This is a genomic window from Bacillus sp. EB V-12, assembly GCF_056158125.1.
On sequence record NZ_JBUXJL010000004.1, the window covers coordinates 305,615 to 327,710 of the forward strand.

Sequence of the window (22,096 nt, forward strand, 5' to 3'; positions counted from 1 at the left end):
ATACTATGAAAATCTCTTTTTTCTTACTCATTACTTACAAATTACTTACGCCCAAAATAGCTTCTATAATTGGACAGGCGGAGTATTTTATTTATAAAAGAAACTTCGAATTTTTCCAATAAGTACATAAAAAAACAGCAAGTTTTTTCACAAGAAGAAAAAAGCTGCGATAAGTCAGTTTCACCGACTTATCGCAGCTCCTCTTCGTTTCACCTTATTTTATCGATGAAGCCACACTGCACCTGCAGACTTGTCTTCAGCTTGGCCTACCACTTCAAACTTCAGTCCTAGTTTCGGTAACTTACGTCCTGCATCAGGAATAATGCTGTTGATGTATTGCTTAGAATCATCAAATTTTGCCACTCCTGGTAATCCTTTATAATCGAAGATACCGCGAGTTGGTGAATTTACTTTCCATGCTGGTGTTTGATCAAATGAGAATGCCGCATCGGCAATTTGGTAACGCGTACTGCTCTTCACAGTAGGTTGTCCGTTTAATGTCCCTACAATTGCCTCTGGATGAGAATCTACTACTCCTAAGAACCCTTCACCTGGATGAACGCCTACCCAGTTATCTGTAAAGCTTTGATCCGCATACCATACAACCATTCCTGTATTAAATACTGGGCCACGTGCATGTTGTAACGCAGTGTCAGAACCAGCGTAATTTCTCCACTCTACATAGTAATTATGTTTTTTCTGTTCAAATCCGTTAGACACAGTAAAGCCTTTTAACGTCATTGCTGGCTGACCTTCTGCATCATCAGAGAAAACAACTTTTCCATCTACAGTTAATGCTGCATTATCTAACGCAAACCCTTTATAAGCTACTGCAATATCTGTTAAGTACTCAAATTGCAGTTTTACTTTTTTTCCTTTGAATTGGCTTAAATCGTATGATTTATCAACCCACTTACCATCAGTTGTATCCGCGCCGCCTTTTACATCTTTTTCGCCCATTCTATCAATGCGTGTCTTCGTTCCATCTTCTGCAATCGCATATACGTCAAGGAAATCATACTTCGCTTCAAGTTCGTAAAATGCCTTATAATCGAACTTAGCATTCTTTGCATTTGTTAAGTCAAATACTGGTGTCTCAAGTGTTGTATGAATATCATTTCCTTTTGTACTGTAATAGAACTTCTTACCAAACGCTGATTCGATATTTTTTATATCTTTGTCCGGCAAGTTAACACGAACGATTCCAGGTCGTTTAGATTTTGTAGTACTTTGATCTACATATGTCGCAACACCGATTCCTTTGCTAAGTTTGTCATAATCTACTTCAAGGATATTCGCCCAGTTCCCCTTCATATTCTTTTGGAAAAACTCTTTATTTTGTGGTGAGAAACTCGTTGGCTCTGTTCCTGCAATTTTTCCAGCCCAGCTACCACCACTCATAATAGACCATGACTCAACAGGTTCACCTTGTCCTGAGTACTTTGTATCATATTCATCTGGTAAGCCTAAATCATGGCCATACTCATGTGCAAACACACCAACTGCCCCGTCTTCAGGCTCGATTGTATAATCATATGCAGCCATCTTTCCGCCCCAGTTCGAAACAGAAGATTTCGTGCCATCAATTGCATATGGTTTTGAACCTAGTTTTGAACGATGTGACCAAATCGCATCATCTTTCAATTTACCGCCGCCAGCTTCTTGACCAACGCCAGCATGTACAACCATTAAATGATCAATAATGCCATCTGGCTCATTTTTATTTCCATCACCATCTTGATCGTATTGATCAAATTGGTCATAGTCTGCTAAATTGATTCCTTTTGCTACCGCTGCTTTTAATGCTTCTTTCACAAAATCTTTTGGTCCTAAAGGCCCCTTGTTATCATGCCCAGTACCTGCATCAGCACCATAATCTGATGCTTTTCCTGGAACAGTAAGCCATTCTGTTACAGTCCCATCAACTGTGTAGCTACCACCAGATTGTTCTTCATAATATTGCTTAAATGTGTTAATCTTCGATCCATCAAATAAAGTAAATGGTTCATCACCAAATAACATTTTTTGATAATGTTCACGATTAAAGTCTTTAGAATACATGTATCCTGGCTCTTGATCAATATTGTTATGCTTAAAATCGCTAAATTCTACAAGTAAAACAAGTACTTTATCTTTTCGAACAGCTCCATTGTATTCTTCTTGCTTCGCTGATGTAGTAGGTACTTTTCCATTTAATTTCCCAGGGTTCAATGCTGCACCTTGTCCAGCTACCGGGCCTACTTCAGGCTGCTGCGCCTGTTCATTTTCCTTCATTTTTGCATCTTTTACTTTTTTCATAAAATCAGAAGCTTCTTGCGTAAGACTATCTCCTGTTAAGATTTCTTTCCCAGGGTTTTCCCCTTTCTTTTTCTCAACATATTTTTCGACAGCCTTTGACGTCTCAGCTTGCGATGCAGATTGATCAATTACCCCCCGTTGTTTTAGCGCTTCAGCCAAACGCTCCTCCGGTATTAAGTGCTCATCTATTGGTAGAGATGATGTTGGTGTCTCAGCATACGCTGCGTGACCTCCAAAAGCAAACGTACTACTTAGTACTGCTGCTGTTGTTAATACCGCTAATGGTTTTAATTTCTTTTTCTTTTTCAATGTATTTCCTCCCCAGTGTCTGCAAATTATCGTTTTTTGCCGATAACAACATAATATTCGTTATAATACGAATATTCAATCTTTTTCAACAAATAAAATGTTGAGAAATATTTTTTATGCAGGGTGAAATACATAAGATAGAAAAACAAACTCACCTATAAATAACAGTGAACTTTTTTAGTAAAAATAAGAATTAAATATTTTCTATACTACTTAATCTATGGTTTACCATATTACTCACTAATCTCATTATTACAAGCTAATAGTGGTTCGTACATCATTATAGCGTGATTCTCTGTTACATATTGATCTTCTATTAACTGTTTCTGTAGATTATATACTTTACGTTGAATCACATTATGTCGTATATAACCGCCCCAGTATGCAGGTTGAATTGAGTGTTCTTTCTCATACACTTCATATTGATAAAGTTGCGGATAGACTGTTCTCCATTCACCAACTAAATGTTCATCTGTCATATAAAGGTGAAGTTGATACGGTTGATCCGTTTCATTTTTAATTTGTAAATCCAAATAGTTATAGGAACAAGTTGCCCCACTCCCAAACGGTTGAGTTCGCCTAGAATCAGGAAAGACATCAAAGCTATGACGATATCGTTCGGTTACTGTCAGTGGTGTATGTAGAGTCATCCAATATATTAAATTTGAAAGCTGACAAAGACCTCCTCCAATACCTGATTGAAAAGATCCGTAGTGTAATACCATACCTTCTACATACCCTTTTTTCCTCGTTGGCTTACCTATTAAACGCCAGTAAGAAAATGTTTCTCCCGGTCTAATGACGATACCATTTAGTTTTTTAACAGCAATTTTCAAATTAACAACCTTATTCTGTTGATACCACATATCTACATCTTTGAGCTTACGAAGTAATATTGTTTGGTGCTGAATTGCTGTACAAGGTAGCTTTTCTTGTTGGAACCTTTTTGCATATGTTTTTCCGTCTGCTAACCACTGAATGTGCCTCTTTGTAGAGTAATACCACTTCCCTAGCATAATGCGATACTTAGACCGCTGTTTAGGACGTAAGTGCACTATATTCATTTTATTCCCTCTCTCTTTCTTCAACTAAATTCTAATATATTTCTAATTCAATAAATTACAGTTTTCTTAACTGCATAATAATTTTCGCAAAAAAATAATAAATTTACTCTAGTGGAGATTTTATTTTGATGATTGCTTTATAATTATATGAAACTGCGCTTCAATACAATAAATTGAAATAAACATATTATAAATATAACGGATAACCTTAAATAAAAAATAATGAACATTAAAGAAATTCTAAAGTATTAATATATTTTTCGTAAATATTAATTGATAACACATTAGACTTTACTATATGTATAACTTCTTATTCTACAAAACGAAATTTTTTAATGTAAGAAAAAAATATAATTTCCCTTTAACATTTATACAAGTCTCATATGGAAAACTTTACAAAACAATTCGAACCCTTATATTTAGAATAAACACAAAAAATTGCCACCAGTTAGCTTAACTGGTTGGCAATTTTTTAACGAGAATGCTCTACAAATAGTTGAATTGCTTCTTCTGGTACATAGCACTTTCCATTACTCTCTACAATAATACTTTTTAATTCATACCCTTTACCATTGATACGAATTATATTTTTGTTACCAAATAATTGTGCTTCTACTTTATTATGTTTTACTACGAGTAACGGGTTTGCTCCTTCGGTTTTGTCGGCTGTTACAGTTGCACCGATTTTCTTAAAGGCTTGTTCACTCTCTAAAAATATTTTATTCGTTACTTCTTCTAAGTTAAAGCCCATCGCTTTCGCCATCGTCTTCGCAATGTCTGTATTTTGGATTAAGCCTTCTGGTTTTTGAGGTCCATAAGAATGTAAGAATACATCCTCACCTGTATGTCCTCCTGTCGTAAAGCCGATATTTGCACGATTAGCCAATAATGTAGTAAGAATTCGTCCTACATCCATTTTCTTTTTTGCCGCTTTTAATTTTTCTTTTTCATCATGAGTTAGATTATCCAAACCGTATAGTTTAGCTACATCTTCTACATTTGATAAATCAGATTTCAGTTTATTTATAGTTCCTTCAAGTGTCATTTTCGCCTTTTTCAATGGATCAATGTATGCAGAAACCGGTGTAGTATTGTATCCTTTTGTCGTATTCCTATTCCCTATAGAGATGCCGCTGTTACCATGATCAGTTAAAGCGATGAGCATCGTATCCCCATCTTTCTTCGCAAATTGTAACGCCTTTGCTACCGCTTCATCAAATGCCAATATATCACTAATCATCCCAATTGGATCATTAGCATGGGCTGCCCAATCAGGCTTACTACCTTCTATGAATAAAAAGAAGCCATCTTTATCTTTTGATAATGTTTGAATTGCTTTTTCTGTCATTTGAGAAAGTGTTGGTTGTTCTGGGTTTATTGCTATACGATCCATATCAAACGCAAGAGCATGATGTGAGAAAGAGCCCCAAATTTTATTAGATTTGGAGTTCAATAACGCATCTTTCGTTTCAACAAAATCGTATCCTTTGTTTTGAATCACCTTTACTAAATTTTCACCATCTTTTCGGATTCCATTACTTTGCATAGGTAACAGCGCCGCTTTTCCCCCGCCTAATACGACATCTATATTTTGATATACTTGCTGCTTCGCAATTACGTCAAATTGCTTACGATTGACATGGTGAGCCGAGAATCCCGCCGGAGTAGCATGCTGAATTTCAGATGTAGCAACAATTCCAGTTGCACGACCAGTACGTTTTGCCCCCTCTAATACGTTTGCGACCGGCCGTAACTTGTCCTCTTCTTTTATTGGCTCTAAGCTAGGCGAACTTACAATAGAAGGTAATACACCTACATATCCTGAATTTGATTTATTTCCAGTTGCTAATGCTGTTGCTGCTGGCGCTGAGTCTGTAATAGCTGATTCCGCCGAAAACGTACGAACTCCTCCTGTTACAATTTGATCTAACGTAAGCGGTGCCCCTTTATACCAGCGAGCCAATGTTGTCGCCGTTGAACTCGTTCCGTCCATAACCATCATAATTATATTTTTAGGCTGGTGTTCTATTTTTTTCACCTTAGCTTTGGCCGCATGATAATTCATCATACTTTCCGTACTTAATACGCTTACTATTATAGCTGCCACTAATAGCAACTTTTTCATCTTCACACCATAATTCAACATGATTGTTCCTCCATAAACTTTGCATTCATTTTAAATACACACTATTTCCTTTTCCATACCAAAACCTACATATGTTTTATTAGTTCCCAATTCTCATAAAGCTAACAATAGTTACTTTCCCTTTCTTTCCTTTATTAAATATCGGTATGTATCATCTATCTTATAAAAAAGATTTAACATCCTTTTCAATAATTACTTGTTTAACAATAAATCCTCGATCAAAAGAAATAAAAATTTATTGTTAAACAATAAATTTCGTGTTAAATTAATAAGATATTAAATAAATGAGGTGCTTTTTATGAAACAAGGATCCACACTCTTTTTAAAGACCGTTGTGATTCTGATCGGAATCCCCGTTCTTGCTATGTGCATTTTTTTAGTCCCTAAAATAGGAGCTTTCGCTGCAGAATTATATCCAGATATTGCATATATTAAATATCTTGTATTTATCAATTTATATGCAACAGCAATACCTTATTACTTCGCACTGTACCAAACATTTAAGCTTTTAAACTATATTGATAAAAATAACGCATTCTCAGAGTTATCTGTTCAAGCTTTAAAAAATATTAAGTACAGCGCATTGGCAATTAGTGTATTATATGTATTAGGTATGCCACTTTTCTATCTCGTGGCAGAGAGAGATGACGCCCCTGGCATTATTATTATCGGAATGATTATGATTTTTGCTTCAATGGTAATCGCGGTCTTTGCTGCCGTTCTCCAAAGACTATTAAAAGATGCTATAGATATAAAATCAGAAAATGATTTAACGGTCTGAGGTGAATAATATGGCAATTATTATTAATATTGATGTAATGTTAGCGAAAAGAAAAATGAGTGTAACAGAGCTTTCGGAGAAGGTTGGAATTACAATGGCTAACCTTTCTATCTTGAAAAATGGAAAAGCAAAAGCAGTCCGTTTTTCAACTTTAGAAGCAATATGTAAAGCATTAGAATGCCAACCGGGGGATATTTTAGAATATCAACCTGAAGATACCGAGTAAAAAGAGTCCTTCATACGAGAAGGACTCTTTTTACTACACATTACGGTGCAAAACTAATTTGACCAGTAAACAATAGGATAATTACTATGATCCAAAATATAAAAAATGATGAGGACAGTATTAATGAAAGAATAGCAATTCCCTTCTTCTCTGTTCTTTTCGTCATTGTGATTATTGAAAGTGTGATACCTACACCTGTCAGGGCAATTGTAATATAATCTCCAACTATATTACCTGCATTGGCTATCCTTGTTGGCGTTATAAAAACGAATAGAAAACACAAAATGCCGATGAGTAAAGATACATAGCTTATTATACTGTATTTCTTTTTAGGAACTATTTCAGTTTTCATACTAACCCCACCCCTTCTATATAGCTATGAGTTCATAATAGCACAAATAACCATAATTTGGTTAAAGCGAAAAAGATAAACACTATCACTTTATCTTTCAGTTTATTTCTATCTAACAATTAACCTGGCTACTTCTTTAATAAAGATGGACGATCATTCTTTAACCTCTAGTAATTATTATATACTAGAAAATAAAGTGAAACTTTAATCAGTGGAGATTTTGTTCACCCTCCACTGATTATTAGTTGAAGCGATCAGGCTGCCCGTTATTGCGGAATAAAATGAAAGAGTTCTAAAAAATAAAGACTGTACCTTTAAAATGAAAGATACAGTCTTTATTAATAACTTTTTTTATAAAGAAAACTCTCTATCACTCACTACCTTAAAAAACTCCGAGTAATGTGATAAAGAATAATCCGCTACATCACAATTACCTTGAAACATACATGTTGAAATACCTAATTCTTTTGCAGGTAATAAATCTAATTCTCTATCTCCAATAGCTAAATCAATATTATGCTTTTTATGTAAATGATTATAAGCTAAAGAGTTGGGCTTTCGGGGAAAGCCATCGTCAATTGTAACCATATCTACAAAGTATTTTTCCCAGCCGTAATATTTTAAAATGTCCATAACCCCTGCCCTATGTTTATGGGTCATAATCGCATTTTTATCTGCAAATTTCAAAACCTCTTCGACACCTGCAAAAGGTTTCATATCTTTTGGCGTGAATTTCTCCTTCAAAACTTTAATCTTTTCTTCCTGCTCGCATGAAATATTATAATACTGAATTGCATGAGAGTATGATATTTTTAAGTTTTTGTATATTTCTTGTTTTTCTACTGATTCACCTAATATTTCAGAAAGCATCATTGTATATGCAGGATACGTATCAAATAACGTCCCATCAAAATCCCATAAAATATTCATTCTATTCACCTTCTATTTTCAAATCATTCAATGACTAAATCCGCCCTATCCCTCGGCAATTCCGTTTCTAAGTAATAATCCTCTGCTTTCCAATACCTATTTTCAAATTTTGAAAGGTTTTTCTGTGTCTCCTCACTCTCACGTAGAAACCTTGTCTCTCTTGGACAGTCCAAATAGACCATATAATGAAAGAAATCTCTCCATTCTTTTCGCTGCAGAAAAACTCCTTCAATAACAATTACCCCTACAATAGGAATCTGTACTTTTTCCATTTCACATATATCTGTTTCTTCATGAAAGAAAGGTAATTTCAATTTTGTTTCATGTTGTAGCTTTTGAAAAAATTTCTGCCTTAGCCATTCAATGTCCCATTGTAAATAATAATACTCGTACCATTCTTCATATCCAGTATGATATCGTTTATTACGCTCCACTATGTGATCGTCAATATGGAAAATATGAAACGGAATGCCTTCTTGTTTCATATTTTCTTTTAAATTGGCTACGAATGTTGTTTTTCCAGATCGACTTAAACCATCTATCCCTAAAATAAAGCGGTTTTCTTTATGCTTCTTCATAACATTTATAAGCTCATTTGTACTCATTACTTCTTCCACTCTTCTTTTAATAACGAGTATAGAATGGTATCATGAGCGACACCATTTTGAATCATATGTTTTCGAAGTAATCCTTCTTCTTGAAATCCTGCTTTTATTAACAATTTTTGAGAAGCTTTATTTTCTACATATACAACCGCTGCGATTCTTATTAGTTGCAGCATTTCAAATCCGTAAGCTAAAATCGCTTGTAATGCTTCCGATGCATATCCTTGTCCCCAATATGTATCATCTAATTCATAACCAATTTCAGCTCGTTTATGATGATTATTAATTAAATGAAATCCGCACGTTCCGATTAATTGGCCCGTCCCTTTTTTCTCGATTCCCCAGCGAAATACACTGCCCTCTTCATAACGATTTTTAAACGTTTGAATCGTGGTTTTCGCTTGCTCAATATTTTGGAAAGAATCCATTCCGAAATAACGTATAACTGATTCTTTCGAAAAATATTGGAACATCGTTTCTGCATCTAATAGTGTAAGTTCTCTTAAGAATAAACGTTCTGTTTCTAGTTTCGGAAATCCCATCTCTCTTTCTCCCTCTATTCTAATGAACTGCAAATTTCAATATAATTTCCATCTGGATCAGCAATGTAGGCAATTGTTTGTCCCCACGGTTTTACAATTGGCTCCACTAAAATTTTAATACCTTGCTCTCTAAATTGCTCAATCGTTTCTTGTACATTCTCAACAACGAATCCTAATTCGAAATGAGAAAACTTTAATTCACCTTCTGTAAGCGGTAGTCCTGTTAATTCTTTCACATCTTGCCGCGTATTCATCGCTAAAATGGTAGTTCCAGTATTAAATTCAATATATGTACCGTGCTCTGCTTTTATAGGTAACTGTAAAATATCTTTATAGAATTTTAAACATTCCTCAAACTTTTCTACATATAAAATGACGTACTTCATTTTCAAATCCATTTTACATCCCCCCTTGTATCTATCCCTAAAATTTCGACAAAAGTCTCACAAAAACCTTGTTCCTTGTAGTAATGAGCAAAAAAAATGAGGCCGATTTCTCGGCCCCCCAGCTTATTGGCATAAAACAGGAGATTTGGTTTGGACATAACCAGTTCGTACTTTTATTATATTTTATTTTTTCTGAATTTTAAATACATTAAACACCTATTTATATTGAGAAAGTTTTTTGCTTGCATAAAATTAAAGATTTTAAGAAATGATACAAATGGAGGTGTATACATATGGAACCAATGCTATGTCCAAGTTGTAAAACGAACCGTACTCGCTTTAATATTCTTGAGCAACAAGTAAAACCAGTCAAAATAAATCCACAAACTGGTCAAGTGGAAGAAGAATACACAAATGAAACGATGAATGCTTTTCATATGGCCTATCAAGGACCTACATACCGTGTCCAATGTGCTGTATGCGGACTTGTTGAAAACCCTGAACAATTTATTAAACCTGCGCAAAATCAATCTTTCTAATAAAAACATGATTATCCCTTGTAGAAATAGATTTTTCTATAAGGGATTTTTTCGTTTAATACGTTAATTAAAAATGTATTTCTTCCTTATTATATGTTAAAATCCACACCATTTTAGTAATATTTACATAAGGGAGGTGAAACAAATGATTTTAAATAAAAAGATAATGCTTCCATCAACATTTCTACTATTAACTTGTCACATAATCATCTTTTACTTTTGGATTTCCGATTGGAAGAAAATCTCGACTTCTTACGGTTTAGCTATATGGATACTTTCTACTGTTTGTAGTCTTTTACTTTATTTCCTTTACAAAAAACAAAAATCTAATAAAGTGATATTCATTGCTAGTTCGTTATTATTAATTACTTCTTCTTTTATGATTTTTTTAGGTATTGTTACTGGTATTATCTTTGTAACTGTTAGTTCTATGCCTTAAATATATAATGTTTTATTATATAAAAAATAGTTAACAAAATAGAATTACATAAAAATTAAAGAAGATAATATGTCATTGTTCATTGTCATCATTATCTTCTTCTAGGGTCTAATCTTTATTATAATATTTCACTTTTCAATTTCTTGATTTTCCAAAAAATCCTCATGAAGAAATAAGCATACATACAACCTACAAACCCTGTCATAACTTTCGCCCAAATTGGCACCCTTGATTCTGTTGAACTTAAAAATACGCTATACATTGAGGGTAATATAGTTATTGAAATCAATGCGAAAAATTGTAATAATTCCTTCATTTTTTGTACCTTCGTGTCCTTCTCTGAATATATGTCAGGTAACTCAATTCCCTTCTCTACTTCCTTACAAAAATAATTCCATCTTGTAAAACTTGTGACACGTTTCCAACCAGACATTTCATATATTTCAAAGTACTCCTGTTGTTTTTCTTTTGAATCCCTATAAACCAATCTAAAATCCGCTTTATATATTACATCTTTCGGTTCTGTTTTCTTAAACGTATACAACAAATTATATCTTTGTAACGCCCAACCTTTTTGATGCATTTTCCGTAAAAAAGCTTCTTCTTTTTCTAAACTCCATGCCATGAAAAATTTAAATACCTTCTTTGTCTCCATCTCTCATTCACTCCCCTAATATACTATTTCCATTCCTTACAGATCTCTGCAATCTGTTATACTCGAGCTCTAACACTTCTCTCCCAAACGGCGTTAACTCATAGCACTTCTTTCTGTCTGTAGAGGCAACTTCAACAATTAACTTCTCTTTTAGTAATTTCGTCGTATTTCCATATAAAGTACCAGGGCCAAGCTTTACTTCCCCATTTGTCATCTCTTCTACCATTTGCATAATTCCGTAGCCATGCAACGGCTTCACGAGTGACAATAGTATGTAATATGTCGCCTCAGTTAACGGAATATATTTTTGCGCCTTCGCATTCATTATAACTACCTCCGATACATCGCTTTATGATATATCGATTTACGATACATCGTATATCGATATTGCATAATTATATTCCAAAATATGCAAGAGTAATTTAATAATTAAATATCCATTTATTTTAATTAAAAAATCATACCAATTTTCTGAATAATTTGTTAAAATATAGGAATATTAGCTCTTTTATAATGAAAGGAATGGTACATATGATAAATAAATTGAAAGAAAACATCGGATCTGTGTTTGTTGGTAAAGAAAATGTTATTGATCTACTGCTCGTTTCACTTCTTGCTGATGGACATGTACTACTCGAAGACGTGCCTGGTACTGGGAAAACGTTACTGGCGAAAACCATTTCAAAAAGTATTGGTGGTAGTTTTTCTCGCGTTCAATTTACCCCTGATGTACTTCCAAGTGATGTAACAGGTATTGAATACTTCAACCCAAAAACAAGCGAATTCGAATTAAGAATTGGACCAGTTATGACAAACATTTTGCTAGCAGATGAAATTAACCGTGCAATGCCGAGAACGCAGTCGAGTTTGTTAGAAGCGATGGAAGAACGACAAGTGACGCTGGAGAAGCAGTCAACTCCTCTTCCGAAACCGTTCTTTGTTATTGCGACGCAAAACCCAATTGAATCACAAGGGACTTTCCCTCTTCCAGATGCACAGCTTGATCGCTTTTTAATGACGATTTCAATCGGTCATCCAACTCCTAAAGATGAGTTACAAATGATGCGACGTTTTCGGAACGATTTACCATTAGAAAGTGTCACATCTGTCATCTCATTAGAAGATATTTTAGAAGCTCAAAAACGAGTAAAAGAAATATTTGTTTCGGAACCGTTAGAACATTACATTATTAAACTTGCTCATGCTACAAGAAATCATGATTATATCGCTAACGGTGTAAGCCCACGTGCCACATTAGCTTTAGTACGTGCTGTTCAAGCTTTAGCCTTTTTACGCGGGAGAGAATATTGCACACCAGAAGATATACAATTGTTAGTTCCTTCTGTTTGGAATCACCGTATCGTCTTATCAATGGAAGGTGCCCTGCGTACGACAAAGAATGATATTATGCAAAGTATTTTAAAAGAAGTTGACGTACCTGTGGAGATTGAACAAGCATGAATGGACAGCGTGTTGTAACTGTGCCTTTATTTTTTCAACTCCATATTATTCAACTAACCGTTCCAATCGCATTACTTTTCACATTCTTTTTCCCGCAACGAATGCTTATGTTTCTCTTTTTCTTCTATTATTTATTTGCGATTTTTATTTATAAATATGTCGCTTTCATAGAGAAGAAGTTTCAAATCATAAATGAGAAACAAACTACACGGATTTTTCCTGAGGAATCTGGACAGTTTTTTATTCATTTAAAAAATGGAGCCAGCATACCAATCGTTAATGGTGTTTGTTACTTTCATTTAAATTCGTCCCTTATACCGCATAAAGAGCAAGGCATTGAACAAATATCAAAAACGTTATTCTCTTTCCCATTTTCACAACCTGCACATTCGGCACAAAAATGGGGGTTAACATTAACCGCCACGAAGCGTGGTGTGTTTCAAATTGAACAATTTGAATGTGTATTAAAAGATCCATTTCATCTATTAACTGTACATTTACCTGTTTTTGATAAATTAAGGACTGAAATTATTGTGTATCCTTCTCCTAAAGAAGTAGCAGGTTTGCAAGAACTTCAGCAACTTTTGAATGGATCTTATCGAACGAATTTTTCTTTTTACAATGATGAAACATCTATTATCGGTGTAAAGCGATATGAGCGTGAGTCTTTCCGCTCTATTCATTGGAAGGCATCTGCTAAAATGCAACAATTACAGGCGAAGCAATATGAACCTGTAAAAAATTATAGTTGGACGATTTGTCTTTCTTTAGCTGCCGATCGTGGATTTGGTTGGAAAGATAATGTAGAAGAACTTATTTCATATGCAACATACATTTTCCAGTATGCAACGAAGCACCACATTCCGTTTGAATTGTTTATTAGTGTATTAGCAGAAGGCGGTGCATTACATGTACCGTTAAATGAAGGACAAACACAATATGCAAAAGCTTTAGAAGAATTAGCCCGTATTTCAGATGATAGTACGTTACTTCCGAAACAAGGATTCCTTCATTATGTAAAGAGAAAAAGAGAACGATCGTCTACAATGATATACATTGGTTTACAAAGAAATGAACTCCCTCTTCTCTCGCAGCCAACGTTTCTCATTACTAGTGAAGGGATGGTGGAACCAGTTGAAAACTTGGCTATATCACATTCATGATTTCATTCTGCTCCTTCTGCTTTCATTATTAACAGAAAGAGATGAACTAATTAGTATTGCAATATTTTTAACAACAGGCTATATTGGAGTATTTCTTATTCATAAATTTATGCAAAAAAAAACAACAGGATTTGTAATACTTTTAGTTCTTCAAATCGTTCTTTTCTCTTTATTTTTACCTTTTTCTCTATTTGGCACAATCATATTACCACTATTTTTCTTTATCGTACATGTGGTCGGACCTGGATATCCAGTTCAAAAATCTTTAGGTGGTATTGTATGGTTTTTCGTTTCAGCTATATTTTATGCACCCTTTCCACCGTTGTGGAAACTATTAATGTTAGCCTTGCATCTTATGATTACATTTTGGTTAACCGGGGCCAATCGCAAACAACAACTATTACGTTTTTCTTCTATCATTACGATTGGCTTAATGAGTATATTAATTGTTCAAGTATTTCCTTTCATTCGACTTATTTTTGGTTTTATAACGGAAGTAGTCGCATTAGGCGTCGGCTATGCTTTAATGCCATTAATTAAAGCAGCGGAATTAAAAGATACTGAAGATGTTTGGGCAAATAAAGGACATCTCTTAAAACCAAAAATTGAAGACGGAAAAAAAATTCCTGATTTTGATCCAATACTCATAAATAGCACTACAATAATAGTATGTACAGCTATCGCTATTTACGTCGTTTGGAAAATAGTAAAAAAACGAAAACATTTAAGTTTACCAAATATGCCCGCCTTCGAATCTACTATCATTACTGATAAAGAAGGAATGAGCCAAAATCGTTTTAAACGAAATAAACCGCCACATAACGAAATTCGGAAGGAAATTTTCAAGCTAGAGAGTAAGTTAACCCCTCCTTTAAATAGAAAACGGGGAGAAACTGTTGAGGCTTGGCTAGAAAGAATAAACGATGAAGAAGATGTAAATATTCAAAGTGATATTATTATAGATGCTTATAATACGGTGCGTTATTCAAATAGTGCAAACACTGTACTTCTACATGAATTTAAGGAAGAGATTCATAAGCTTTATGCATATCAAAAAAGTTTGAAGAAACGAAAGAAATAACGTAACAAAAAGACACCTATATTCATAGGAGTCTTTTTGTACTTCTACGTTGCTTTTTAAATGGAAGCATTCTTCCCTGCTTCAATTTCTAATGACTCTTCATGCCACCAAAGTGTTTCTTCAGGGTCTTCTTTAGCGATTTGGTGTGCTTCTTTTTTCGTTTCTACTGTAGGATATGAACCTTTTAGCGCACGCCCTGAAGTTGTAACGAATAGTACACTAAATACAACTAATCCAATAATACTTACACCTGCTAAATAAAATGCCGGTGCGAGCGGGTTACCAGTTGCATGAACTAAGTATGAACATACAAGCGGTGTTGTTCCACCGAATATCGATACAGAAATATTAAATGAGATCGAAAGTGCTCGATAACGTACATCAGTGAAAAAGAGTGATGGTAATAATGAAGGTAATGTTCCTTCATATACACTTAAGAAGAAACCTAGTACGAAAATACCTGCAAATATAGCTGCAATATGTCCGTTACCTATTAGTAAAAATGCTGGAATTGCAAATACAGTTAAACCAAGTAAACCAATTTGCACAACGCGTTTATTACCAATTTTATCACTTAATTTACCGAAATATAGTGCTAGTGGAATCATAAGTGCCATCGTAATAGAAATAATTAATAAGCCTGTTGTTTCTTCGACTTTAAGTACTTGAGTTAGATAAGAAGGAATATACGAAAGAATCATATAATTTGTAATATTAAAGAAGGCGACAATTACTGTGCTTAATAAGAAGTCTTTTTTGTGATATTTAATAATATCCATGAATGAAAATTGTTCATTGTCTTCAGATTCCTCTTGTGCTTTTTCCATCTCTTCAAAGATTGGAGATTCATCTAGATGACGGCGTAAGTATAAACCGACCAAACCAATTGGTGCAGCTATTAAGAACGGAATACGCCATCCCCAGCTGAGCATTTGCTCATCTGTTAACAATAACGTCAAAATGGTAACAATTACCGATGCAGCAATGTAACCTGAGAGTGTTCCAATTTCAAGACCACTACCGAGTATACCACGCTTTTTATCTGGAGAAGATTCTGCGATATAAACCATTGCTCCTGAATATTCGCCGCCTGTAGAGAAGCCTTGAATCATTCGGGCAACTAAAAGTAGTATTGGTGCCCATACACCAATTTGTTCATAGGTTGGTAGTAATGCGATGAATAATGTAGAAAGTGCCATTAAAATAATAGTAGTACTTAACACGATTTTTCGGCCGTACTTATCTCCTATTCTACCAAAGAATACACCTCCGATTGGTCGAACGAGAAAGGCTGCTGCAAATGTACCGAATGTAAGTACAAGTTGCAATCCACTATTATCAACACCAGAGAAGAATAATTGACTTAAAATTACCGCTAAATACGCGTATAATCCGAAGTCAAACCACTCCATTGCGTTCCCTATACCAGTAGCAATTACTGCTTTCCTGGCTTGTTTAGGATTAACAATATTAACGTCTTGAGGTTCAAAATTTAAATCATTATTTTGTTGCATATAATAAAACAGCTCCTTATTTAATTTAACTTCTTTAAGCACACCTTCTCTTATTGAATAAAATTAATTCGAAGCACTTAAGGAAAAGCAACGTCTCCTTATCTGTTATTATTATTTCACATAATTAATTATTTGTCCAATTAAATGCTCTTTTTATATAAAATTAAACCCTGTTTAACTTGTTATAGAATGACGTTCAGCTTATATAACACATACCTTTACACTACAAATGAAATTTTAATTTATTTATATCTATACGTTTCTGTAATTGCTTCCTTTAACCTAGAAATTAGTAACTTTTACTAAAGATTTGCATATATTTAAAAAGTGAACTCATTAGCTCGAATTTTGTCTTATTACATTCAAATATAGTATTATTATAGATTTAAAGGAGGGTGTTTTATGTTGGAAATAATACTTTTACTTGCTACTATTTCTTTTCTCTTCATTATTTCTGGATTTTTCATTACCTTAAAACAATATAAAGAAATAAAAAATATAAAGACTATATTAACTACCAAAAAAGAAAATGAGAAAACTACATCCGAAAACTCAATCCCTATGCAATTAGACCTGAGCGTTCTCAATAATTTACTCGCTTCTGGAATAAATAAAGGTACTAATTCAGGTAATGAAAATTCTAAGTCTGAGAAAACTAAATAGTCGTTACGTATTTAATAAAATATATATCTCCTATTTTATCTAATCTTATTAATAACTACCTCTGATTAAAAAGGAGACTACTTATGTGTAAAAATCCGATTTCTATTATTATTCGTATACAGCATAACATAAAAGTTTTACCTGAAATTTTGAAAGCCTGTGAACAACTACACCCTTTAGAAATCATCCTTACTATTAACGGATATATCGATGATTCCATTGATATTGCACAATCTTACAATTGTAAAATTATCACATTAGAAGAACCGTCAGAATTAAATAATTGTTATGTAATTGGTGCCAAAAAAGCAAAGGGTAAGTACCTCTTATTTTTAGATGCAAATTACATTATCCAACCTTCCTTACTTACACAATTTCTTCAACCATTACTAGACGAATCAGCTGACATAGTATTAAACAATTTAGATGACTTTTTTTATCAAAAGCAAAAGCCAACTATAGAAATGATTTGGCAGCAAGTTACGAATCATTTTTTTCATCGTCCAGATTTACATGTTAACTCACTATTATTTCCTCCCTATGCAATAACAAAAGAGATTCTTGATGCAATTACTCCAGAAAGTTTATTAAATCCGATATTAGCACAAATGAAAATTATTAAAAATAAATTTCGCATTAGCAATCATTTCAAAATTTCTATACCGCAAATTCCCTCCTTCCCCTCAAAACAACTCATTCGTTATCACCTAGAAGCAATTGAAAATTGGGTAAATATATTACAAGATTCGAGAGGAAACTATACTGATAATAATCGAAGGCGGGATATTATTTTAGAACTTCAAAACGGCGAACAAAGAGCTATATCCAAAATAATTACAGGTAAAGAGTTTTATTCAAATACTTATGGAAATAAACAATTATCCATCATTATCCCTGTTCAAAATGAAGAAAAAACGATAGAATCTATCATTTTTGAGGTACAGAAATTAAAACCTTTAGAAATCATCATTATTGTTAATGGATCAACAGATAAAACAGAGGAATTGGCAAAGAATTGCGGTGCAACAGTTATTACTTACAAAGAAGCACTCGGCATTGATACCGGACGTGCCGTTGGTGCATATTTTGCAAAAGGTGATATATTATTATTTATTGATGGTGATTTCTTAATTCCTAGTTCTGATTTATTACCATTTGTACAATCTGTTCAAAATGGCACCGATTTAGCTTTAAATAAATTAGAGCACTACTACATGTATCGTGTTCCTTATACTATCGTAACTGCATGTAAGCATGTTGTTAATTTAGCATGTAATCGAAAAGATTTAGGTATGGGCTCCACAACTGCTGTCCCTCATGCTTTTAGTCGAAAATGCATTGATACAATTGGGTTTGATTCTCTTCTTTCACCAACCTTAAGTCAAGTTAAAACAATTTTAGCAGGATTGCATGTACAAAATGTTCATTCTATCGACGTTGACAAGATAAATCGAGTTCGACCAGAAAAACACTTCTCGCAGGAAGGCTACCTTTCATTAGCAACGCAACAAATCATTGGTGATCATATAGAAGCAATTTCTTACCTCATCGAACAAAAAAGAAACACTGAATGCTTTTAATTGTATATTCTTACCACCAAATAATATATGAATTCATTTTAAATATATAGCAAAATAAAAAAGATGGTTGTAACCATCTTTTTTATTTTTACATTAGATCAAAAGAAAAGTAGCAGGCAGGCTTTTCATTTCTATATCTTTCTTAAGAAGTTTGAAAATAGAGGCTTGTTAATGAAGAGTCAACACTTAAATCATCTTTTAGTGCAATTGAGAAACATGCAACTAATGGTAAAGTAATAACAATTGATCCACTAGGACTAATTACAATAGTAGGACTTGTCCCACATGTGCCTCCACAATCGACTACTGCATCAATTCCACTACCAGGGGTAATTGTAATTTTAAGACACACATCTAAACAAACATTATTCGTAGTACATGCCATAACTCTCCCTCCTTTCTTTTAACAATATATGCAGTTAATTAAATTCGGACACGACTCTCTTACTAAGTCTTATAAATTAGATGTTATTTTATTATTAACTGTATAGAAAATTAACGTTTTATTAAACTATCTAAATCAACTAAAAAACTCAAATCATCCTTTACTGAAATAGAAACACATGCAATAAACGGTATTACATTAAAATTAGATAAACATTCATCATTGCACCTTACGAATATTTCTGCCCCACCATTTGGATTGACTTTAGTTTCTAAAGAAATATGAAAACAACTTTTATTGATGCAAGACAAGATATTCCCTCCTTTCTTATATCTAATATCAATTTATCCAAAAATAAAAATACCGTTACAACTTTATTTACCCTTTACCTTCCATACTTAAAATAAAAAAGATAAAAGCTTCTTCATATATATAAAGAAGCCTTTACCTTTTAGTTACTTGTTCATTTACTATCAGTCAGTGAAACATGCTCTTCACTTGTACCTGAGCTAAAAATAATAAAAATTTTTGATTTTAGTTTCATTGCAATACTAAATATCGTCAAGTTGCATAAATGAAATGTTTAAGTTACTCATTCAATAGACAAATTTACCTTTTAAAATAAATCTTTAAAATCCTTATTCTTCAATAAATATGAAAGTCCTTCTAAATGATCCCCAGTAATTCTCAATACAGCTGGTGGATGTCCTATCGTCGCAAAATGCTCTTGTGGCCGAATGCGATTTGGTTTCATTACATCTACAAAATGGACACATTCGACTTTATACCCTTCTAATATTGCCTTTACTTGTGCAACACACGCTGTGTGAAGAGTGTCCCAGCCAATTCCCTCTAAACATTTTCTACTAATAGCATGGGGAACAGCAATTGTAGATCCTACCCCTAAATCTTTACGGTTACAAGCAATATTCAACATATATTTATATAAACTTACAATATATAGAGGAAATCTAAGATTTAAATTTAAATCATTTAAAACCATATCAACACCATCCGCAACAGCTTGCGTTAACGGATGAAGATCTTTTGCTGGAATAGCAAAATCAGCATCAATAAAGAGAAGTATATCTCCTGTCGCTTCTTGTGCACCAATTGCCCGTCCTACATCATGCCCTAATCTTTCTTCATAAACAATTACTGTTGCCCCTGATTGCTTAGCAATTGCTTCTGTTTGATCTGTTGACCCATTAATGACAACAATTATTTCTTTCGGTTCAATTTTTCTTGCCTCAAGAATAACTTCTTTAATCGTTGATTCTTCATTTTGTGCTGGTATAATAATTGATAACTGTTTTCCATTATAAATAGAGGAATTCATTCCCCATCCTTTATGGAAACGTGAATAATTCTTTTGTTTTTTTAACTGCTCTATAATTTCTCTTTTTCTTCCTCCATCTGTATAATTACCTCTATCATCTTTTCGTTGTAACCAACTCTCCAAAGCTTTTATATTTTCTTTAATCTCATATACTTCTAATTTAGTTAATCCATTTTTATAGAAAGAGGTTTTGTTTGCAGGCATATTATTCAAGGAGGTGTTAGTGATGGCTGACGAGGATTGTAGTCGCCACCTTTTCTCAATAAGAGTTACTTGGGACAGAATAGGGTTCTGCAAGATATCATATCCAATGTCTTCAATTGCTTTTTTAGTAATAGCATATGGCATAGATAACATCGAATCATATTTTAAATCCATACGCCCCAATACATCGTTTACTATTTTTCTATACACCATAGCAATGCTTGGCCATTCTACTCTCATCTTTTCAAAACAAACCGAGTCTATATTATTTAAAATTACATCCTGTTCCTTTTTTAGTAGCGGTTCTATAAATCGTTCTAATTCTACCGAAAAAATAACATCTTCTCCATTTAAAAATAAGACTACATCACCATTGGCGACTTTTGCCCCATGAACTGGTGCTTTCCATTTACTTTTCTCCTCAATCACAACAACGTTACTTTCAACAAATGTTGGTATAGATTGTATCGCACTCATTCTATCATCAGCTACAATAATAATTTCTAGTGGTTTTATATGCTGCACTTTATTTAAAATTTGATTCAATTTTGATTTTTCTTCTCCTAAAACTATAACAACTGATAGGTCCACTTCTTTTTGTTCTTCTTTTACAGTCTGATTAGGTTTTACTTTTTTTATATATTCAATTGTTTCACTCTTCCCTACAGCTGCATGCCCTGCTTTTTTATCAAAATATAAGTCAATTATAATTTGATTTACTTCCGTGTCTTTATCAAGTTGCTCTAATTCGGAAATAAATGGTAGCAAATGATTTTGCACATCAAATTCACACGCGAAATTTTGCAAAAAATAAATATTCGGTACATATTTAATGTGATTAAAAAATTTCACAACATTAATTCTTTCACCAAATTTCTCTTCAACTTCTTCTCTTGATAAATTTGGATAAGACAAATCGAAAACTAGATTTATTGGTACAGGTATCCATTTTAATAAATTTGTTTGAGGATTATTAATGAAAGCTGTGGAGCCCTTAACGAATCCAGCTAAAATTAAAGACATAAATCCTCCCCCAGAACTGCCATAAAACAACACATTTTTCGAATCAACTTTTAACTTTACAAATACTATTTCTAAAATATTTGCTATATCTTGTAAATAAAATCTATTTAACTCTCCCTGTCCCCAACCTAAAGATAATTTTCCAAGATATAACGTAGGGTCATTATAATATATAACAGTATCTTCAAATTCATCCATCCAAGAATGTCGATGAAAAATAGGTGGACCAATTGGCTGTTCTTGAAACCCACCTGCTCCGGATCCAAAAACAATAGTGTTAGAAGCATCGGGCTTAATACGAATTAAAAATTCATACGTTACTTTATCCCAATCAACCTTGAGTATAAATGGTTCTGTAATTTGAAAATCCATTTGCCATAATTGTTCATATGAAATGTTAATTATTTTATA

23 protein-coding genes are annotated in these 22,096 nt (G+C 33.4%); 9 read left to right on the top strand and 14 right to left on the bottom strand.

Annotation, left to right across the window (positions count from 1 at the left end; genetic code table 11):
• Window positions 1-219 precede the first annotated feature (219 nt).
• The 3 genes from ACZDYH_RS16865 to ACZDYH_RS16875 all read right to left on the bottom strand — a co-directional run bounded on the left by ACZDYH_RS16865 (window position 220) and on the right by ACZDYH_RS16875 (window position 5,817).
• Entirely contained in the window at window positions 220-2,607 is a 2,388-nt protein-coding gene (locus ACZDYH_RS16865; RefSeq protein WP_434712207.1) for an immune inhibitor A domain-containing protein, read from the bottom strand.
• A 233-nt stretch (window positions 2,608-2,840) separates the two neighbouring features.
• On the bottom strand, window positions 2,841-3,671 hold the full coding sequence (locus ACZDYH_RS16870) for a VanW family protein (RefSeq protein ID WP_001028236.1): 831 nt from the start codon (window positions 3,669-3,671) through the stop codon (window positions 2,841-2,843).
• A gap of 472 nt (window positions 3,672-4,143) precedes the next feature.
• A complete protein-coding gene (locus ACZDYH_RS16875) occupies window positions 4,144-5,817 on the bottom strand; it encodes an alkaline phosphatase (protein WP_434712209.1) in 1,674 nt (557 codons plus the stop codon).
• A 298-nt stretch (window positions 5,818-6,115) separates the two neighbouring features.
• Here ACZDYH_RS16875 and ACZDYH_RS16880 point away from each other — a divergent pair, with 298 nt between their 5' ends.
• Both ACZDYH_RS16880 and ACZDYH_RS16885 read left to right on the top strand, forming a co-directional pair.
• Window positions 6,116-6,598, top strand: a complete 483-nt coding sequence (locus ACZDYH_RS16880) for a DUF2975 domain-containing protein (protein ID WP_000809113.1) — start codon at window positions 6,116-6,118, stop codon at window positions 6,596-6,598.
• Between the two features lie 10 nt (window positions 6,599-6,608).
• Window positions 6,609-6,824, top strand: coding sequence for a helix-turn-helix domain-containing protein (locus tag ACZDYH_RS16885; RefSeq protein WP_000974619.1), 216 nt, complete (start codon window positions 6,609-6,611; stop codon window positions 6,822-6,824).
• 40 nt (window positions 6,825-6,864) lie between these two features.
• Here ACZDYH_RS16885 and ACZDYH_RS16890 read toward each other — a convergent pair whose 3' ends face one another.
• From ACZDYH_RS16890 to ACZDYH_RS16910, 5 genes are all read right to left on the bottom strand, one after another.
• The gene (locus tag ACZDYH_RS16890) at window positions 6,865-7,176 is read right to left on the bottom strand and encodes a hypothetical protein (protein ID WP_434712212.1); all 312 of its coding nucleotides are present in this window, start codon (window positions 7,174-7,176) and stop codon (window positions 6,865-6,867) included.
• A gap of 351 nt (window positions 7,177-7,527) precedes the next feature.
• Window positions 7,528-8,106 carry an HAD-IA family hydrolase gene (locus ACZDYH_RS16895; protein WP_001024248.1) on the bottom strand — a complete coding sequence of 193 codons (579 nt, stop codon included), beginning with the start codon at window positions 8,104-8,106 and terminating at the stop codon, window positions 7,528-7,530.
• Window positions 8,107-8,129: 23 nt separating this feature from the next.
• Window positions 8,130-8,711 carry a kinase gene (locus tag ACZDYH_RS16900; RefSeq protein ID WP_000106107.1) on the bottom strand — a complete coding sequence of 194 codons (582 nt, stop codon included), beginning with the start codon at window positions 8,709-8,711 and terminating at the stop codon, window positions 8,130-8,132.
• Window positions 8,711-9,253, bottom strand: coding sequence for a GNAT family N-acetyltransferase (locus ACZDYH_RS16905; protein ID WP_000506639.1), 543 nt, complete (start codon window positions 9,251-9,253; stop codon window positions 8,711-8,713). Before ACZDYH_RS16905 ends, ACZDYH_RS16900 begins: the two co-directional genes overlap by 1 nt.
• A 14-nt stretch (window positions 9,254-9,267) precedes the next feature.
• On the bottom strand, window positions 9,268-9,651 hold the full coding sequence (locus ACZDYH_RS16910) for a VOC family protein (protein WP_049108114.1): 384 nt from the start codon (window positions 9,649-9,651) through the stop codon (window positions 9,268-9,270).
• A 281-nt stretch (window positions 9,652-9,932) separates the two neighbouring features.
• On the opposite strand from ACZDYH_RS16910, the gene ACZDYH_RS16915 reads away from it, so the two are divergent.
• Window positions 9,933-10,178, top strand: coding sequence for a hypothetical protein (locus ACZDYH_RS16915; protein WP_000433602.1), 246 nt, complete (start codon window positions 9,933-9,935; stop codon window positions 10,176-10,178).
• A gap of 145 nt (window positions 10,179-10,323) precedes the next feature.
• Window positions 10,324-10,617 (top strand): hypothetical protein, encoded by a 294-nt coding sequence (locus ACZDYH_RS16920; protein WP_000602675.1) that lies wholly within the window; start codon window positions 10,324-10,326, stop codon window positions 10,615-10,617.
• A gap of 118 nt (window positions 10,618-10,735) precedes the next feature.
• Here ACZDYH_RS16920 and ACZDYH_RS16925 read toward each other — a convergent pair whose 3' ends face one another.
• Both ACZDYH_RS16925 and ACZDYH_RS16930 read right to left on the bottom strand, forming a co-directional pair.
• A complete protein-coding gene (locus ACZDYH_RS16925) occupies window positions 10,736-11,272 on the bottom strand; it encodes a DUF2812 domain-containing protein (protein ID WP_000448416.1) in 537 nt (178 codons plus the stop codon).
• A gap of 7 nt (window positions 11,273-11,279) precedes the next feature.
• Window positions 11,280-11,597 (bottom strand): PadR family transcriptional regulator, encoded by a 318-nt coding sequence (locus ACZDYH_RS16930; RefSeq protein WP_000991882.1) that lies wholly within the window; start codon window positions 11,595-11,597, stop codon window positions 11,280-11,282.
• A gap of 206 nt (window positions 11,598-11,803) precedes the next feature.
• Between ACZDYH_RS16930 and ACZDYH_RS16935 the strand changes: the two genes are divergently transcribed.
• From ACZDYH_RS16935 to ACZDYH_RS16945, 3 genes are read left to right on the top strand one after another with little or no spacing between them, the layout of a single operon-like run.
• The gene (locus ACZDYH_RS16935) at window positions 11,804-12,733 is read left to right on the top strand and encodes an AAA family ATPase (RefSeq protein WP_000608784.1); all 930 of its coding nucleotides are present in this window, start codon (window positions 11,804-11,806) and stop codon (window positions 12,731-12,733) included.
• On the top strand, window positions 12,730-13,896 hold the full coding sequence (locus ACZDYH_RS16940; RefSeq protein ID WP_001014398.1) for a DUF58 domain-containing protein: 1,167 nt from the start codon (window positions 12,730-12,732) through the stop codon (window positions 13,894-13,896). The genes ACZDYH_RS16935 and ACZDYH_RS16940 overlap by 4 nt, the downstream gene beginning before the upstream one ends.
• Window positions 13,868-14,977, top strand: coding sequence for a DUF4018 domain-containing protein (locus ACZDYH_RS16945; protein WP_000860478.1), 1,110 nt, complete (start codon window positions 13,868-13,870; stop codon window positions 14,975-14,977). The genes ACZDYH_RS16940 and ACZDYH_RS16945 overlap by 29 nt, the downstream gene beginning before the upstream one ends.
• A 56-nt stretch (window positions 14,978-15,033) precedes the next feature.
• On the opposite strand, the gene ACZDYH_RS16950 is transcribed toward ACZDYH_RS16945, so the two are convergent.
• Window positions 15,034-16,491, bottom strand: coding sequence for an MFS transporter (locus tag ACZDYH_RS16950; RefSeq protein ID WP_001186926.1), 1,458 nt, complete (start codon window positions 16,489-16,491; stop codon window positions 15,034-15,036).
• A gap of 402 nt (window positions 16,492-16,893) precedes the next feature.
• On the opposite strand from ACZDYH_RS16950, the gene ACZDYH_RS16955 reads away from it, so the two are divergent.
• A complete protein-coding gene (locus tag ACZDYH_RS16955; RefSeq protein WP_000889737.1) occupies window positions 16,894-17,154 on the top strand; it encodes a hypothetical protein in 261 nt (86 codons plus the stop codon).
• Between the two features lie 83 nt (window positions 17,155-17,237).
• Window positions 17,238-18,734, top strand: a complete 1,497-nt coding sequence (locus ACZDYH_RS16960) for a glycosyltransferase family 2 protein (protein ID WP_166695439.1) — start codon at window positions 17,238-17,240, stop codon at window positions 18,732-18,734.
• A gap of 142 nt (window positions 18,735-18,876) precedes the next feature.
• On the opposite strand, the gene ACZDYH_RS16965 is transcribed toward ACZDYH_RS16960, so the two are convergent.
• From ACZDYH_RS16965 to ACZDYH_RS16975, 3 genes are all read right to left on the bottom strand, one after another.
• Window positions 18,877-19,119, bottom strand: coding sequence for a hypothetical protein (locus tag ACZDYH_RS16965; protein WP_000752474.1), 243 nt, complete (start codon window positions 19,117-19,119; stop codon window positions 18,877-18,879).
• 110 nt (window positions 19,120-19,229) lie between these two features.
• Window positions 19,230-19,430, bottom strand: coding sequence for a hypothetical protein (locus ACZDYH_RS16970; protein WP_001277646.1), 201 nt, complete (start codon window positions 19,428-19,430; stop codon window positions 19,230-19,232).
• A 305-nt stretch (window positions 19,431-19,735) separates the two neighbouring features.
• Entirely contained in the window at window positions 19,736-22,057 is a 2,322-nt protein-coding gene (locus ACZDYH_RS16975) for a glycosyltransferase (protein ID WP_166695471.1), read from the bottom strand.
• Window positions 22,058-22,096 lie beyond the last annotated feature (39 nt).